General features: G+C 60.9%; 14 protein-coding genes, 1 tRNA gene and 1 riboswitch. Of the genes, 8 read left to right on the top strand and 7 right to left on the bottom strand.

Annotated features, from left to right (window positions below; translation table 11 throughout):
- Nucleotides 1-35 precede the first annotated feature (35 nt).
- On the top strand, nucleotides 36-746 hold the full coding sequence (gene phoU, locus E8M77_RS06460; RefSeq protein WP_137129808.1) for a phosphate signaling complex protein PhoU: 711 nt from the start codon (nucleotides 36-38) through the stop codon (nucleotides 744-746).
- 26 nt (nucleotides 747-772) lie between these two features.
- Nucleotides 773-1456, top strand: coding sequence for a phosphate regulon transcriptional regulator PhoB (gene phoB / locus E8M77_RS06455; RefSeq protein WP_137129807.1), 684 nt, complete (start codon nucleotides 773-775; stop codon nucleotides 1454-1456).
- Between the two features lie 145 nt (nucleotides 1457-1601).
- Here the strand turns inward: phoB and E8M77_RS06450 are convergent, their stop codons facing one another.
- Nucleotides 1602-2171 carry a GcrA family cell cycle regulator gene (locus E8M77_RS06450; protein ID WP_137129806.1) on the bottom strand — a complete coding sequence of 190 codons (570 nt, stop codon included), beginning with the start codon at nucleotides 2169-2171 and terminating at the stop codon, nucleotides 1602-1604.
- 419 nt (nucleotides 2172-2590) lie between these two features.
- Between E8M77_RS06450 and E8M77_RS06445 the strand changes: the two genes are divergently transcribed.
- The 3 genes from E8M77_RS06445 to E8M77_RS06435 all read left to right on the top strand — a co-directional run bounded on the left by E8M77_RS06445 (nucleotide 2591) and on the right by E8M77_RS06435 (nucleotide 6238).
- Nucleotides 2591-3787 (top strand): aspartate aminotransferase family protein, encoded by a 1197-nt coding sequence (locus E8M77_RS06445; RefSeq protein WP_137129805.1) that lies wholly within the window; start codon nucleotides 2591-2593, stop codon nucleotides 3785-3787.
- A gap of 57 nt (nucleotides 3788-3844) precedes the next feature.
- Complete coding sequence (gene argF, locus E8M77_RS06440; RefSeq protein ID WP_137129804.1) at nucleotides 3845-4762, top strand: ornithine carbamoyltransferase; 918 nt, start codon at nucleotides 3845-3847, stop codon at nucleotides 4760-4762.
- Nucleotides 4763-5248: 486 nt separating this feature from the next.
- Nucleotides 5249-6238: an Hsp33 family molecular chaperone gene (locus tag E8M77_RS06435; RefSeq protein WP_137129803.1), complete on the top strand. Its 990-nt coding sequence runs from the start codon at nucleotides 5249-5251 to the stop codon at nucleotides 6236-6238.
- A 49-nt stretch (nucleotides 6239-6287) separates the two neighbouring features.
- Here the strand turns inward: E8M77_RS06435 and apaG are convergent, their stop codons facing one another.
- Together apaG and E8M77_RS06425 are read right to left on the bottom strand one after the other, a co-directional pair.
- Nucleotides 6288-6680, bottom strand: a complete 393-nt coding sequence (gene apaG / locus E8M77_RS06430; RefSeq protein ID WP_137129802.1) for a Co2+/Mg2+ efflux protein ApaG — start codon at nucleotides 6678-6680, stop codon at nucleotides 6288-6290.
- Between the two features lie 187 nt (nucleotides 6681-6867).
- Nucleotides 6868-8052 carry an O-succinylhomoserine sulfhydrylase gene (locus E8M77_RS06425; protein WP_137129801.1) on the bottom strand — a complete coding sequence of 395 codons (1185 nt, stop codon included), beginning with the start codon at nucleotides 8050-8052 and terminating at the stop codon, nucleotides 6868-6870.
- Nucleotides 8053-8096: 44 nt separating this feature from the next.
- A riboswitch (SAM riboswitch) is annotated at nucleotides 8097-8175 on the bottom strand.
- Nucleotides 8176-8249: 74 nt separating this feature from the next.
- On the opposite strand from E8M77_RS06425, the gene E8M77_RS06420 reads away from it, so the two are divergent.
- Nucleotides 8250-9341 (top strand): 2'-deoxycytidine 5'-triphosphate deaminase, encoded by a 1092-nt coding sequence (locus E8M77_RS06420; protein ID WP_137129800.1) that lies wholly within the window; start codon nucleotides 8250-8252, stop codon nucleotides 9339-9341.
- Between the two features lie 114 nt (nucleotides 9342-9455).
- Nucleotides 9456-9529, top strand: a tRNA-Gly gene (locus E8M77_RS06415).
- Between the two features lie 9 nt (nucleotides 9530-9538).
- On the opposite strand, the gene E8M77_RS06410 is transcribed toward E8M77_RS06415, so the two are convergent.
- Entirely contained in the window at nucleotides 9539-11461 is a 1923-nt protein-coding gene (locus tag E8M77_RS06410) for a glycosyltransferase family 2 protein (protein ID WP_246659155.1), read from the bottom strand.
- A 180-nt stretch (nucleotides 11462-11641) separates the two neighbouring features.
- Between E8M77_RS06410 and E8M77_RS06405 the strand changes: the two genes are divergently transcribed.
- A complete protein-coding gene (locus tag E8M77_RS06405) occupies nucleotides 11642-12403 on the top strand; it encodes a transporter substrate-binding domain-containing protein (RefSeq protein WP_246659160.1) in 762 nt (253 codons plus the stop codon).
- Nucleotides 12404-12443: 40 nt separating this feature from the next.
- On the opposite strand, the gene E8M77_RS06400 is transcribed toward E8M77_RS06405, so the two are convergent.
- The 3 genes from E8M77_RS06400 to E8M77_RS06390 all read right to left on the bottom strand — a co-directional run bounded on the left by E8M77_RS06400 (nucleotide 12444) and on the right by E8M77_RS06390 (nucleotide 14550).
- Nucleotides 12444-13133 (bottom strand): helix-turn-helix transcriptional regulator, encoded by a 690-nt coding sequence (locus tag E8M77_RS06400; RefSeq protein ID WP_137129939.1) that lies wholly within the window; start codon nucleotides 13131-13133, stop codon nucleotides 12444-12446.
- A gap of 226 nt (nucleotides 13134-13359) precedes the next feature.
- Nucleotides 13360-14007, bottom strand: coding sequence for a response regulator transcription factor (locus E8M77_RS06395; protein WP_137129798.1), 648 nt, complete (start codon nucleotides 14005-14007; stop codon nucleotides 13360-13362).
- A gap of 120 nt (nucleotides 14008-14127) precedes the next feature.
- Nucleotides 14128-14550 carry a hypothetical protein gene (locus tag E8M77_RS06390; RefSeq protein ID WP_246659154.1) on the bottom strand — a complete coding sequence of 141 codons (423 nt, stop codon included), beginning with the start codon at nucleotides 14548-14550 and terminating at the stop codon, nucleotides 14128-14130.
- Nucleotides 14551-14612: the final 62 nt, after the last annotated feature.

Here is a 14612-nt window from a genome sequence, read left to right as displayed (position 1 = left end):
CTGTCACCCAGATCTCCATTGCGAGGAATATAACGATGACGTCCCACATCTTTTCGGCCTATGACGAAGACCTGAAATATCTCAACCGCCGGATCTCGGAAATGGGCGGCCTTGCCGAGCAGATGTGCGGTGATGCCGTGCGGGCTCTGGTGAATTCCGATGCCGCCCTGGCGCAGAAGGTCATCTCCGACGACGTGATCCTCGATCACGCTGAACGCGAGATCCAGGAAAAGGCAATCGTCACTATCGCCCGTCGCCAGCCCATGGCCAGCGACCTGCGCGAAATCATCGGTACGCTCAGGATCGCTGGCGATCTGGAGCGCGTCGGCGATCTGGGCAAAAACACCGCCAAGCGGGTGATTGCCGTGCAGGGCACGGGCGTGCCGCGCAAGCTGGCCCGCGGTATCGAGCACCTGTCCGAACTGGCGCTCATTCAGTTGAAGGAAGTGCTCGACGTGTTTGCCAACCGCTCGGTGGCAAAGGCTGAGGCCATCCGCCAGCGCGACGAAGAAATCGATGCCATGTACACCTCGCTGTTTCGCGAGCTGTTGACCTACATGATGGAAGATCCGCGCAACATTACCACCTGCACGCATCTTCTGTTCTGCGCCAAGAACATCGAGCGTATCGGCGACCACGCCACCAACATTGCCGAAACCATCTACTATATCGCGACCGGTGCCCAGCCTGAAGGCGAACGTCCCAAGGACGATTCGTCGAACACGCTCGGCGCGGTCGCCGAATAGGGCTGGCTGACGGAAAGGCCTGAAGCATGCTGCCGAAAATTGCGGTCGTGGAGGACGAGGAGGCTCTCAGCGTCCTCCTGCGTTACAACCTGGAATCCGAGGGCTATGAAGTCGATACGATCCTGCGGGGGGATGAAGCGGAAATCCGTCTTCAGGAACGCCAGCCGGATCTGCTGATCCTCGACTGGATGCTGCCGGGTGTTTCCGGCATCGAGCTGTGCCGTCGCCTGCGCATGCGCCCGGAAACCGAGCGCCTGCCGATCATCATGCTGACGGCGCGTGGCGAGGAAAGCGAACGCGTTCGTGGCCTGGCCACCGGCGCCGACGATTATGTCGTCAAGCCGTTCTCGACGCCGGAACTGATGGCGCGGGTGAAGGCCATGCTGCGCCGTGCCCGGCCCGAGGTTCTCTCCAGCGTCCTGCGCTGCGGCGATATCGAACTGGACCGCGAAACGCATCGCGTTCACCGCAAGAGCCGTGAAGTGCGGCTGGGGCCAACCGAGTTCCGGCTTCTCGAATTCCTCATGGCATCGCCCGGCCGCGTCTATTCACGGTCACAGCTGCTCGATGGTGTCTGGGGCCATGATATCTATGTCGACGAGCGCACCGTCGATGTACATGTCGGGCGCCTGCGCAAGGCGCTCAATTTTTCCAACATGCAGGATGTCATCCGCACCGTGCGCGGTGCCGGCTATTCCATGGAAGCTTGACGCCCACCCATTTGGTGGTCTTTTCAAAACCCGGCCGGCGACGGCCGGGTTTTTCGTGTTCTGCGGTTACGGCATGCAGGCCGAACGGCAGGCACAAAAAAACGGGCGCGCGGCCCGTTTCTTTTGTGCGTATGTCAGTGTCCGTTCAGGCGCGTGCGGCAGTGTTGGCGGCTCTGCGGCGTTCGGTGACCGGCTGGTAGGCAAGGCGACCATGATATTTGCAATAGGGCGAATTGTCCGGAGACTCGGCGCCGCAGAAGTGAAAGTCGTCCTTCAGCGGGTCGCCCATCGGCCACTTGCAGGTGCGCTCGGTCAGTTCCGTCAGAGCCAGACGCTTGGCCAGCGGCACGACGACATTGCTGGTCGGAACGAGGATACGCGGCTGCGCGGATTCCATCTCGACTTCGGCCTTGATGGCTGTGGCGCCCATGGCATGGGCTGTAGTCGGGCGTGCCGCAGGCGCTGCCGGGCGTGCCGTGAAAGTTGTTGTTGCTGGTGCTGCGGGCCGCTGAGCCGGCGCCGGACGCTTGGTGGCGGTGCGGCTGGCAGCATTGTTGCCGCCTGCCTTGACGCGGCCCGGAAGGCATAGCCTGTGTACTTTGCCGATCACGGCGTTACGGCTGACGCCGCCAAGTTGCGCCGCGATCTGGCTCGCGCTCAGGCCCTCCGCCCATAGCCGCTTTAGCTTTTCGACGCGTTCATCTGTCCAGTTCATGCTGTCTCTCCGCCTTGAGCGCTATCACAAGACAGAATCTCTCACCGTTACGGCGAAATAAATTTTCGCCGCGCATACTACATCTATACTTTTGGTGACTAGTTCCGCCGCATGCAGTCTAGTAATTGATCTTTAACCTAATGGTCGGGGGACTCGCTGACAAGAGTCCGGCGAATCGCTGCGAATCGATTTCCGGGTTTTCCCCAACTTGCTGTCCGGCAGAGTCATTTTTGTCACAACTTACGCAACGGCTGCCGCTCACCCCATAGGTATGCAAATCCCCGTGTATTCAAGGCCTTTTGTTGACAGAATGCGGTGAAATGGAGATAGTGCGCCTGCCGCCCGCAAAGGCGGCATTTTTAATTTCGGGCGGTGCGTGCCGTCCGTTGGTTCATATCTGCCCAAGGAGTGATGTCGCCATGGCTGAAGCCGCGCTTTTCGACACGTTTGCACGGGCTCCGCTGCGCTTTGAGCGCGGCGAGGGCGTCTGGCTTGTGACGGAAACGGGCGAGCGATATCTGGATTTTGGCGCAGGCGTTGCCGTCACCTCCTGTGGCCATTCCAATCCGCATCTCGTTGCCGCCTTGAAGGATCAGGCCGACAAGGTCTGGCACCTGTCGAACCTTTACGAGATCCCCGAGCAGGAGCGTTTGGCGCGCCGGCTGGTGCAGGCCACGTTTGCCGACAAGGTCTTCTTCACCAATTCTGGTGCGGAAGCGCTGGAATGCGCCATCAAGACCGCGCGTCGCTATCACTATTCCAAGGGCCATCCGGAAAAGTTTCATATCGTGACTTTCGAAGGTGCCTTCCATGGCCGCACGATTGCAACGATTGCTGCCGGCGGCCAGGAAAAATACCTCGAAGGCTTCGGCCCCAAGGCTCCGGGCTTCGATCAGGTTCCGTTTGGCGATCTGGATGCGCTGAAGGCGGCGATCACCGAAAACACCGCCGCCCTGCTGATCGAGCCGATCCAGGGCGAGGGCGGTATCCGCACCGTCTCCAAGGAATTCCTCAAGGAATTGCGCGTGCTCTGCGACGAGCACGGCCTGCTGCTGATCTTTGATGAGGTGCAGTCAGGCGTCGGGCGTACCGGAAAATTCTTCGCCTACGAATGGACCGGCATCGCGCCTGATATCATGGCCGTGGCCAAGGGTATCGGCGGCGGCTTTCCGTTCGGCGCCTGCCTTGCCACGGAAGAGGCCGCGTCCGGCATGAAGCCCGGCGTACATGGTACCACCTATGGCGGCAATCCGCTGGCCATGGCTGTCGGTAATGCCGTGCTCGACGTGGTGCTGAACGACGAGTTTCTGGAAAGCGTCCGCGATGTCTCGCTCGTCTTCCGCCAGGGTCTGGCGGCACTGCAGGATCGTTTTCCGGGTGTGATCGAGGAAATCCGTGGCGAAGGCCTGATGCTCGGCATCAAGGCGCGTGTTCCGGCGGGTGAACTCGTCATGGCCATGCGCGATGAGCATATTCTCGGCGTGCCCGCCGGCGATAACGTCGTGCGTCTCCTGCCGCCGCTGGTGGTGACAGCCGAGGAAGCCCGCGAAGGCATCGCCCGGATCGAGCGCGCCGCTGAAAAGCTGCAGAGCCAACAGTTGAAGAAGTCGGCCTGACGGCCCCACCCCCCGGAAACAGCGGGCCGCCGGATGGCGCCCCCGATGGAATGGACCATGGCATCACCCAAGCATTTTCTCGATCTCTCGGCCGTTTCGTCCGGGGAATTGCGCACCATCCTTGATGATGCGCTGACGCGCAAAATGGCCACCAAGGCCGGCACGGCCGATAAGCCGCTGGCTGGCAAGATGCTGGCGATGATCTTCGAAAAGCCATCGACGCGCACCCGCGTGTCGTTTGATGTCGGCATGCGCCAGCTCGGCGGCGAAACCCTGTTCCTTTCGGGCACGGAAATGCAGCTGGGCCGCGCTGAAACCATTGGTGATACGGCCAAGGTCCTGTCGCGCTATGTCGATGCGATCATGATCCGCACCACGGACCATAACCGTCTGCTGGAAATGGCCGAGCATGCCACCGTGCCGGTCATCAACGGTCTGACGGATGAAACCCATCCCTGCCAGATCATGGCCGATCTCCTGACCTTCGAGGAACATCGTGGCCCGGTCTCCGGCAAGACCTTTGCCTGGACCGGTGACGGCAATAATGTGCTGCATTCCTTCGTCGAGGGTGCTGCCCGCTTCGGTTATCGCATGAACATGGCCGTGCCGCTGGGTTCGGAACCGGGCGACAAATATCTCAACTGGGCGCGCAACAATGGCGGCGAAATCATGCTGTGCCATGATGCCGAACGGGCGGTTCAGGGCGTCGATATGGTCGTTACCGATACCTGGGTCTCGATGAACCAGGAGCACAAGGCGCGCGGCCACAATGTCTTCCAGCCTTATCAGGTGAATGCAGAGCTGATGGCGCGTGCCAATCCGCAGGCGCTGTTCATGCATTGCCTGCCGGCACATCGCGGCGAGGAGGTTACCGACGAGGTGATCGACGGTCCGCAGTCCGTTGTCTTTGATGAGGCGGAAAACCGCATGCATGCGCAAAAATCGATCCTTGCCTGGTGTTTCGGCGCCGTCTGATCCGGTTTTACGCAAGCGTTACGTCCCGGCCGGCACCTTTGCCGGCCGCTTGAATTGAAGGGCCTGCCTCCCCATCTGTCGGGCTTCAATCGTGCCGCGCGCCAATTGGCGCCGGCGCATCAACACCACATCGTCGGCCTGATTGCCCCCGGTTGAGCGGTTTCGCTCGGCTGTATTATACCAAGTGTCGATGGTAGAAACCGATTGTGCCGGAGCGATTTTGATTTCCGGCTAGGAGAAAACCGCAGTCGGACCTTTCGGTCCGGCGAGGATTTTCGACAACGTCCGGAAGACAAATGCGCCCGGTGCTTCGCATGGGCCGGATTTCGTTCACCGGCTATGTCGCAATCCTCGACTGATGCCTAAGCATCGCTCTCCGGTATGCTCCTTGCCGGGTGAACGTCTCCGGTCCCACGCAATAGTTTCCTATCATTGACACTTGGTATTAGGTGCGAAATGGATGGCTCCGGCGCGAAGGAGTAAGTCATGGCAGAAGCCGCAGTAGACCTCAGCGAACTCAATCTGGCGGGTGATGACCGCGTGGTTCCCTTCCAGATCGATGGTCTGGATGTGCGTGGCCGCGCCGTGCAGCTTGGCCCGCTGCTCAACACCATTCTGGCCCGTCACGATTATCCCGCACCGGTCGCCCGGCTTCTGGCCGAAGCCATCGTGCTGACGGCATTGATCGGCACCTCGCTGAAATTCGATGGCCGCTTTACCGTGCAGACCAAGGGCGATGGCCCTGTGGATCTTCTGGTTGCGGATTTTTCCAGCCCCGACAGCCTGCGCGCCTATGCCCGTTTCGATGAAGACCGGCTGAAGGAGGCGCAGGCGAATGGCACTGTGTCGCCGCCGGCGCTTCTGGGGCAGGGCTATCTCGCCTTCACCATCGATCAGGGGCAGGGCATGCATCCCTATCAGGGCATCGTGCCGCTGGATGGATCGTCGCTTGAGGAAATCGCCGGCGTCTATTTCCGCCAGTCGGAGCAGATCCCGACGCGGGTGCGCCTTGGCGTTGCCGAACTCATCGATCGCGATCCGGAAGGCAAGCCGCGCCATAACTGGCGGGCCGGCGGCGTGCTGGCGCAGTTCCTGCCACAGGCGCCGGAACGCCTGCGCCAGCGGGATCTGCATGGCGGCGATGGAGATGAACAGACCCATGATCATGGCGATGACGACGCCTGGGCGGAGGCCCGCATGCTGGTGGAAACCGTGGATACGGACGAATTGACCGATCCGCAGGTCAATATCGAACGGCTTCTGTTCCGGCTTTTCCACGAGCGGGGCGTGCGCATTTATGAGCCGCAGGCCGTGCTCGACCGTTGCAGCTGCTCACGCGACAAGATCAAGGGCGTGCTGGAAGGCTTCACCGCCGAGGAAATCGAGGCGAGCCTGGAAGACGGGGAGATTTCGGTAACCTGCGAATTCTGTTCGACGACCTATCGCTACGCGCCGTCGGAATTCATTCCGGCCTGAGACATGTAATAAGGGCCGAGGCATCGGCCCTTGCTACGTCTGCTGAAGCTCAGTTCAGGATGCGCATCAGGCCGGGCGCATCCAGGGAGAAGGCGGGGATTTCGACAAAGAAGGTCTCGCCTTCATCGCTTTCCATCTGGTAGTGGCCAAACATCATGCCGGATGGTGTGTCGAGCGGACAGCCGGAAGAATATTCATATGTGTCGCCGGGCCGCAGGCGCGGCTGTTCCCCCACGACGCCCGGTCCTTCCACTTCGTCCACAAGGCCGTTCTGGTCGGTGATGTGCCAGTAGCGATGCACCAGCCGCACGGTCAGCTCGGAATGGTTGGCGATAACGATGCGGTAGCCCCAGACATAGCGGCTATCGTCCGGATCGGATTGCTCCTCCAGAAAATAGGGCTCGACGGCCACTTCAATATCTTTCGTCATTGCGCGATACATGGCGACACCTTCATCTTATACCAGATCGCCATGATAGAAACCGACAGGCTCCAATCATCGAAATTTGGTATTACCTGTACGGATATCATACAGGATGGGCGCGAGGTCAAGAAATCCGCCCGCGCCCGGATGTGGTCAAAGCCTGATTTTTAGCGGTTAATCCTAACCGCGATGGTGAATCGACCTTTTATGCCGAGACTTTCGAAAGCGCTGCCGCCAGATCGTCCACCAGATCGTCTTCGTCCTCGATCCCGCAGGAGAGCCGCAAGGTGCCGGCAGAAATGCCAAGCTCGGCGCGGGCCGCATCTGTCAGGTTCTTGTGCGTTGTCGTGGCGGGATGGGTGATCAGGCTCTTGGCATCACCCAGATTGTTGGAGATCTTGATCACCTCCAGCGCATCCTGCAATGCAAAGGCTGCGTCCTTGCCGCCCTTCAGTTCAAAGCACACAAGCGTCGAGCCGCCGGTCATCTGCTTGGCGATGATATCGGCCTGCGGATGGTCCTTGCGTCCGGGATAGATAACCTTGGCCACCTTGCTCTCATCCGCCAGGAAATCGGCAATCTTGGCAGCGCTCGTCGTCTGCTGTTTGACGCGCAGCGGCAGCGTTTCCAGGCCCTTCAGCAGCGTCCAGGCATTGAAGGGCGACATCGCCGGACCTGTGTGGCGGAAGTAGTCCTGCAGGTTTTCGGCAATCCACTGCTTGTCGGAAAGGATCACGCCGCCCAGGCAGCGGCCCTGGCCATCAATATGCTTGGTGGCGGAATAGACCACCACATGCGCGCCAAGCTCCAGCGGCTTCTGGAAAAGCGGCGTGGCAAACACATTGTCGACCACCAGCTTTGCGCCCACCTGATCGGCCAGCTTTGCAACGCCGGCAATATCGATCACTTCCAGCGTCGGGTTGGTCGGGCTTTCGAGGAAAAACACCTTTGTATTGGGGCGGATTGCCGCTTCCCAATTGGCAAGATCGCGGCCATCGACCAGCGTGCATTCCACGCCATATTTCGGCGCCAGCGTTTCCACCACCCAGCGGCAGGAACCAAACAGCGCGCGGGCAGCCACAATATGGTCGCCGGCCTTCACCTGGCACAGAATGGCGGCGGAAACCGCAGCCATGCCGGAGGCCGTGGCGCGTGCGTCTTCGGCACCTTCCAGCGCTATCATGCGCTTTTCGAACATGTCATTGGTCGGGCTGCCGTAACGGGCATAGATGAAACCGTCCGTCTCGCCCTTGAAACGGGCCTCGGCTGCGGCGGAATTCTCGTAAACAAACCCCTGCGTCAGGTAGATCGCTTCCGAGGTTTCGCCATACTGCGAGCGCAGCGTGCCTTCGTGAACGAGTTGGGTTGCGGGGCGCCAGGTCTTGGTCATGCGTGTCACCACTTCGTAACAAAAAAACCGGTCGCAAAAGCAGACCGGTTTCGCACCCGGTCTTTTTAGCCACTTATTTAACGTGGCTGCAAGCCGACCGGCCAAATCACCACGGGATAAGCGAGGCATACGCCCAAGCAGTGCTTGCGTCAATTCCCTGCTTTTGCTTTTGTCGCCGCAATAAAGGACGGGTTCACATGAAACGCAATGCGGGCATTCTGGCAGATCGTGCCATCGGCGAACTCTTCCAGGAGGGCCGGTTGAAGAGCGAAGCCGCGCTCGATACGGACCAGATCCAGCCGGCAAGCCTTGATCTGAGGCTCGGTTCCAAGGCTCTGCGTGTGCGCGCCAGCTTCATGCCCGGCCCCGGCCATACGGTGGCCGACAAGCTTGAACGGCTGACCCTGCACGAGATCGATCTTGAAAACGGAGCCGTGCTGGAAACCGGCTGCGTCTATATCGTGCCGCTGATGGAAAGCCTGGATCTGTCGGCCGATCTGTCAGCCTCCAGCAATCCGAAAAGCTCGACCGGGCGTCTCGATATCTTCACCCGCGTCATGGTGGATCGGGCGCAGGAATTCGACAAGATCCCGGCCGGCTACAAGGGACCGCTCTATCTGGAAATTTCGCCGCGCACCTTCCCGGTCATCGTGCGGCGTGGCTCGCGCCTGTCGCAGATCCGCTTTCGCACCGGTCACGCGCTTCTGTCGGAAACCGAGGTTATGGCCCTGCATGCGACTGATACGCTGGTCGCCAGCGAAACGCCGAATGTGTCGGGCGCCGGCATTGCCATGTCGATCGACCTGAAGGGCACCGGCCCGGATGGGTTGATCGGCTATCGCGGCAAGCACCATACCTCGGTCGTTGATGTGGATCGCAAGGGCGCGCTGGATGTTCTGGATTTCTGGGAGCCGCTCTATAGCCGTGGCCGCGACGAACTGATCCTTGATCCGGACGAGTTCTACATTCTGGTCTCGCGCGAGGCCGTGCATGTGCCACCGCTCTATGCCGCCGAAATGACGCCCTATGATCCGCTGGTCGGCGAGTTTCGCGTGCATTATGCCGGTTTCTTCGATCCGGGCTTCGGCCATGCGCCGGCCGGCGGCTCCGGCAGCCGGGCGGTGCTGGAAGTGCGCAGCCATGAAGTGCCCTTCATTCTCGAACATGGGCAGATCGTCGGTCGCCTCGTCTATGAACATATGCTGGAGCGCCCGCAGGGTCTTTATGGCTCGGGCCTCGGCTCCAATTACCAGGCGCAGGGCCTGAAACTGTCCAAGCATTTCCGTTGAAACAGGGCGCATCAACCCGGTAGTTCGCTTGTGAAGATGCGCGGACTTCACCGCCGTATTTGCGATTTTTGCTTGAACGCGCCTGCGTCTTGGTGCTACCTCTCCAGGTCAGATGCGGGTGTAGCTCAATGGTAGAGCAGCAGCTTCCCAAGCTGAATACGAGGGTTCGATTCCCTTCACCCGCTCCATCTCTCCGCTCACTGTTCCTTCTTGGGCGGGCTCGGGTTGTGCGGTGTCTTTTTCCAGAAAAACGGGTTCGTGCGCAATTCGTTGAGCGCCCGCCAGGCGGCATAGGAACTCATGAACCAGTGCAGCGGCACACCGATCCAGCGCCAGCCCACCATGCGTTTCTCGCGCTCGATCATCGAGCCGATCCCGAGTGCCAGAAACGTCGCATAGCTGCCAAACACATTCACCGTATCGATGGCAAACAGAGAAAGCTTTAAAAGCGGGATTGTGGCCACGGGCGTCGTTGCCAGCGTCAGCAGCGTGGAGCCGAAAAACAGCAGGATCAGCGGATGACCGAGCGCTGAGATCAGCATGCCGCCGATCAGCAGGTGAAAGACGAGCGTGGCCCTCAGCCCCATTTGCCGCATGGTCGTCAGCGGATGGCGGGTCATCACCAGCCAGGTCTGCAGCCAGCCCTTGAACCAGCGGCGGCGCTGGTCGGTCCAGACCTTCATCGAGACAGGGGCATCTTCCAGCGTCTGGCAACGCAGCGTTTCGGATCGGTAGCCGAGGCGGTAGAGACGCAGGCCAAGATCGGCATCCTCCGTTACGTTATACGGGTCCCAACCACCCACTTTGCGCAGCACATCGGTGCGAAAATGATTGGATGTGCCACCCAGTGGCATGGGCATCCGGTAGCGCGATAGCATGGGCAGAAGGCCGCGAAACAGGGCGGCATATTCCACCGCAAACAGTGTGCTGACATGGCTTTCCTGCATATTGGCAATCACCAGCGGCGCCTGCAGGCAGGCCACATCCGGACCGCATTGGCGAAAGCGCTGGCAGGCCTCCATCAACTGTTGCGGATGCGGGCGGTCTTCCGCGTCATAGACGGCGAGATAGTCGCCGCGCGCCGCCGGCAGTGCATAGGAGAGTGCCTTGGGCTTGGTGCGCGGATGATAGGGCGGCACTTCGACGATCTCGAAATGGGGTGGCAGGTTCAGCGCCTGGAAAGCCTCGATCGTCTCACGGTCATCCGCTTCGCAGACCAGCTTGATATCCAGCCTTGAGCGTGGCCAATCCAGCCGCATCAGGCTCTCAGTCAGCTGAGGTGCCATGTTTGCCTCGCGGTAGAGCGCCACCATCACCGTATAGCAGGCGAGCGGTGCCTCTGGTGGTGGCACCGGCTTTGGCTTGCGCACCTTGTGCAGGATGACGGCCAGGATACGCAGGACAAGCGAGGAGAGATAGAGCAGCGAGATCACCGCATGCATCAGCGGCAGCAGCGCGCCCGGTACCCAGAAAATCGCCGCCGCCAGCAGCGTCAGGAGCATGCCGCTGATCATGCCCTGGCGCCCCGTGGCCACGATGCGCGCCGAATGCTGCGGCTGGTTGTCGAAAAGTTCCGATACCGTGTGGCGCACGCGCCGCCTCGCGCCGGCTGCCCAGACCGCGCGGCGAATGGCGCCGGGCGTGGTGATCACAAGTCCGCGGCCAAGATCCGGCAGCCGCATCAGAAGTGCTGAAAATTCCGCCAGCCGTGCGGCTTCCGGTACGATGGCCACCTGCGGCGCCCGCGCCTTGTGGTTGAGGCGGATCTGCGTCGGGCGTTGCAACTGGATGTCCAGCCCCTCCAGGTCCTGCACTGCCGCGGGGTCGATCCTGGCGACAAAGGGCAATCGAAAGGCCCTGGCGAGTGCACCGAAATAGGCCTCCTCGCGCACGCGGCCGCTTGCCAGCAGTTCCGTTTCAATAGTCGTGCCGTTGCGGTGCGCCCTGGTGCAAAGCCATGCCAGCAATGGCTTTGACAGGCCAAGCGCCCGCAGGGCCGCGATCTCTGTTGCATGGGCCGTGTCGTCCGGCACCGGCTTTTCCGGTGCCTCATCCTTGCTGTTGCGCCTCCCCAGGCCTGGGATGGCATCTGTCGGCGGATATTCCCCTAAATCCGTCAAGCTGGTACACCACGTTGCGCAGGCTGCCCCCAACCTGACCCCGAGCGCATGATAGGCATACACGCCATGGTTAAACAATCAAATTGTAAGGATCACTCAGAGTTCCGTGCATTCGCTCTGATATTTCTTGCCTGGGTTGGGTTTTTTCCCTTGAAAGCACTGGGCCAGACGCCGTCTGACATGCCGCTGCTGATGGATCCGGGCGAGCGCCTGGCAAGGCCTGACCTCCAGAACCTGGCGCGTCTGCGGGTGCTGACAACGGTCGATTTTCCGCCCTTCAGCTTTGTCGATCAGACCGGCCGGCTGTCCGGCTTCCATGTCGATCTGGTGCGGGAAATCTGCGCGGAACTTGCCATCGAGCCGAAATGCCAGATCCAGGCCATGCCCTTTGCCGATATCGAAAAGGCCCTGTTGGAGGGAACGGGTGAGGCGGCCGTGGCCGGTATCGCAGTCACGGCGCCGCTTCGCGAAAACTTTGCCTTTTCAAGGCCCTATCTCAGCATTCCGGCGCGTTTTGCCGTGCGTCGCACCCTGGATATCTCGGGCAAGGCCGCAGAAGCGCTTGCCACCCGCCCGGTCGGCGTGCTGGCCGGCACGGCGCATGATCAGATGCTTGCAGCCTTCTTCCCCGCGCTTAGGCGCGTGGCCTATGACAGCCAGGAGAGCATGCTTTCGGCCCTGAAACAGGGCGAGGTGGATGCTGTATTTTCCGATGCCTTGCGGCTGCCCTTCTGGGTGGCCAGTGCCGATTCTGAAGCCTGTTGCCGCCTTTTTGATGGCCCCTATTTGTCGCAGCGCTTCCTCGGCGAAGGACTGACGATCATGACACGCAAGGAGAGTGGCCTTCTGCCCGCTGCCATGGATTATGCGCTCAACCAGCTGATCCGCAAGGGCAGGTTGCAGGACATCTATCTGCGCTATTTCCCCAACGGCTTTTACTGAAAAAGAGTTGGCCCTGAAAAATGTGTGGGCATGGCCCCGGTTACTGGCTTGCCCAGATGATGCGTGCCATCCACTCCACCTCGGCCATATCGAACACGCGGTTGGCATGGGCGGGGTTGAGCGATGTCAGTTCGATGGACCGCACGCTCTGGCGCAAAAGAATCTTGGCCATGACCTCGCCCTCGCGGGTTTTCACCACCACCCGGTCGCCGCGGCGCACCTGCGCGCCGGGCTCGACGATCAACCGGTCGCCGTCGCGGTAAAGCGGCAGCATGGAATCGCCCTGCACTTCAAGCGCATAGACACCGGCCTTGCGCGAGGCCGAGACGGGAAAATCCACCACATCCCAGCCCTGGCCGGCTGGAAAGCCGCCATCATCGAAAAAGCCGCCGGCGCCGGCCTGCGCAAAGCCTAAAAGTGGAATGGCGCCCGTTTGCGGCGGAAAGGCGCCGTCCGGCAGGCCGTGGCGCGGTGCGTCCAGAAGCTCGCTCTCATGGGTTTCCTGCGGCACATAGCTGACAAACTGGTCCAGCGAAGCGCCGGTTGCCTCCAGCACCTTGGCAATCGATTCCGTCGAGGGCCAGCGCAGCCGCCCGTCCGGCCCCAGCCGCTTGGATTTGTTGAAGGATGTCGGGTCGAGCCCCGCCCGGCGCGCAAGGCCGGACGCCGTCATCTGATGGCGTTCCGCCAGCGTGTCGATCGCCATCCAGATCGTATCATGCGACAACATCACCGTTCTTGCTCCAGCGCCTGCGGCGACCCGGTCCATCAGGAAGGGGAGGGTGGCAAGGCGAGACCTGCTCATCATGGCGGAATCCATGGCCGTGCGGCACGATGCGTCTGCATCCGCCAATGGCCAGGATCGGGCCGCTCACGCGTCCCGATGCCTCAAGATTTAATGAAACCGCGTTCCTGAGTAAAGAGGGAAAGGAATAAAATCCTTTCCTGCAGGCATGTCAGGCGACCAGCGCCATATTCACCTTGCCGAGCTTGATCACCGCCTGGGTGCGGCTATCGACATTCAGCTTCATCAGAATGGCCGAGACATGCGCCTTGATCGTGGCTTCCGAAACGCCAAGCTCATAGGCAATCTGCTTGTTGAGCAGGCCTTCGGCCAACATGGATAAAACGCGGCTCTGCTGTGGCGTCAGCGTTCTCAGCCGCTCCTTCAGCTCCACCACGGCCGGATCTTCCTCCGCCTCGCGCGCCAGCCCTTCGGGTGCCCAGAGACCGCCGTTGAGAACGGTTTCGATGGCGGTGCGGATATCGTCGAGCCCGGATGATTTCGAGATGAAGCCGGAAGCTCCCAGTTCCAGCGCCCGCCGCACGGTGGCCGCATCGTCGCTGGCCGAGACGATGACGATCGGCAGGCTGCAAAATTCAGCCCGAAGCGACATCAGGCCGGAAAAACCGCTGACACCCGGCATGGCAAGGTCAAGCAGCAAAAGGTCTGCGTCCGGGTGGTCGCCCGCCATGCGGCGGGCGGCTTCGAAAGTCCCGGCTTCGATAATGTCCGGCTGCCGGGCAATATCACTCAGCGCCTGGCGCAATGCGCCGCGAAACAGGGGATGATCGTCTGCGATGATGATTTTCAGTGTTTGCATTTCCACGCCCCCTCCCAAGAGCATAGCCTGCGTCCTCACCCTTTGATTATTAGACCCGGTTGTGACTTGAAACAAGCCCCCGAGACAAGCTTAAGTTTCAAAGCGGTCATGTATGACTGGTCATGTGCGGTTGGGAGCCGGTGCGGTCTCCGGTGCGCTTTCACCGATGATGGCCATGAAGCGGCGCATGAAGCGCTCCATGATCGACAGGGTTTTTTCCACTTCCGCGTCGCTCGGCAGTCGTTGCGGCGTGGACGCTGCGTCCAGCCGCTTTTCCAGTGCATCCACACGTTTTGCGAGAATGTCGAGTTCCTGTTCAAAGGCTGCGCGCTCGTCTGCGGCCAGACGGCAAGAAAGACCATCGGCCGCCTCGCGGCAATAGCTCACGGCCCCGGTCTGCTGGTCAAGTCGGATGAAACCCTGCTCGGTGCGCTCCATGCGGTAGCGATTGGCGCCGGGTTCCTCGGCGGGCTGTTGCGCCAGGGTTGAGAGCGCAGGCAGGCCCGCAAGCATCACGTAAAAGGCAAATAATCCTATCCGCATCGTCACATCCTCCTGATTGGGCAGCCGTTCCCCCGTCTTGGCGCTTGTACCCATGGACAAGC

Origin of the sequence: Rhizobium sp. FY34 (genome assembly GCF_005222845.1) — a bacterium.
Lineage (GTDB): Bacteria > Pseudomonadota > Alphaproteobacteria > Rhizobiales > Rhizobiaceae > Neorhizobium.
Note: the sequence above shows the minus strand (reverse complement) of the source record. Positions and strands in the feature narration are given on the sequence as shown.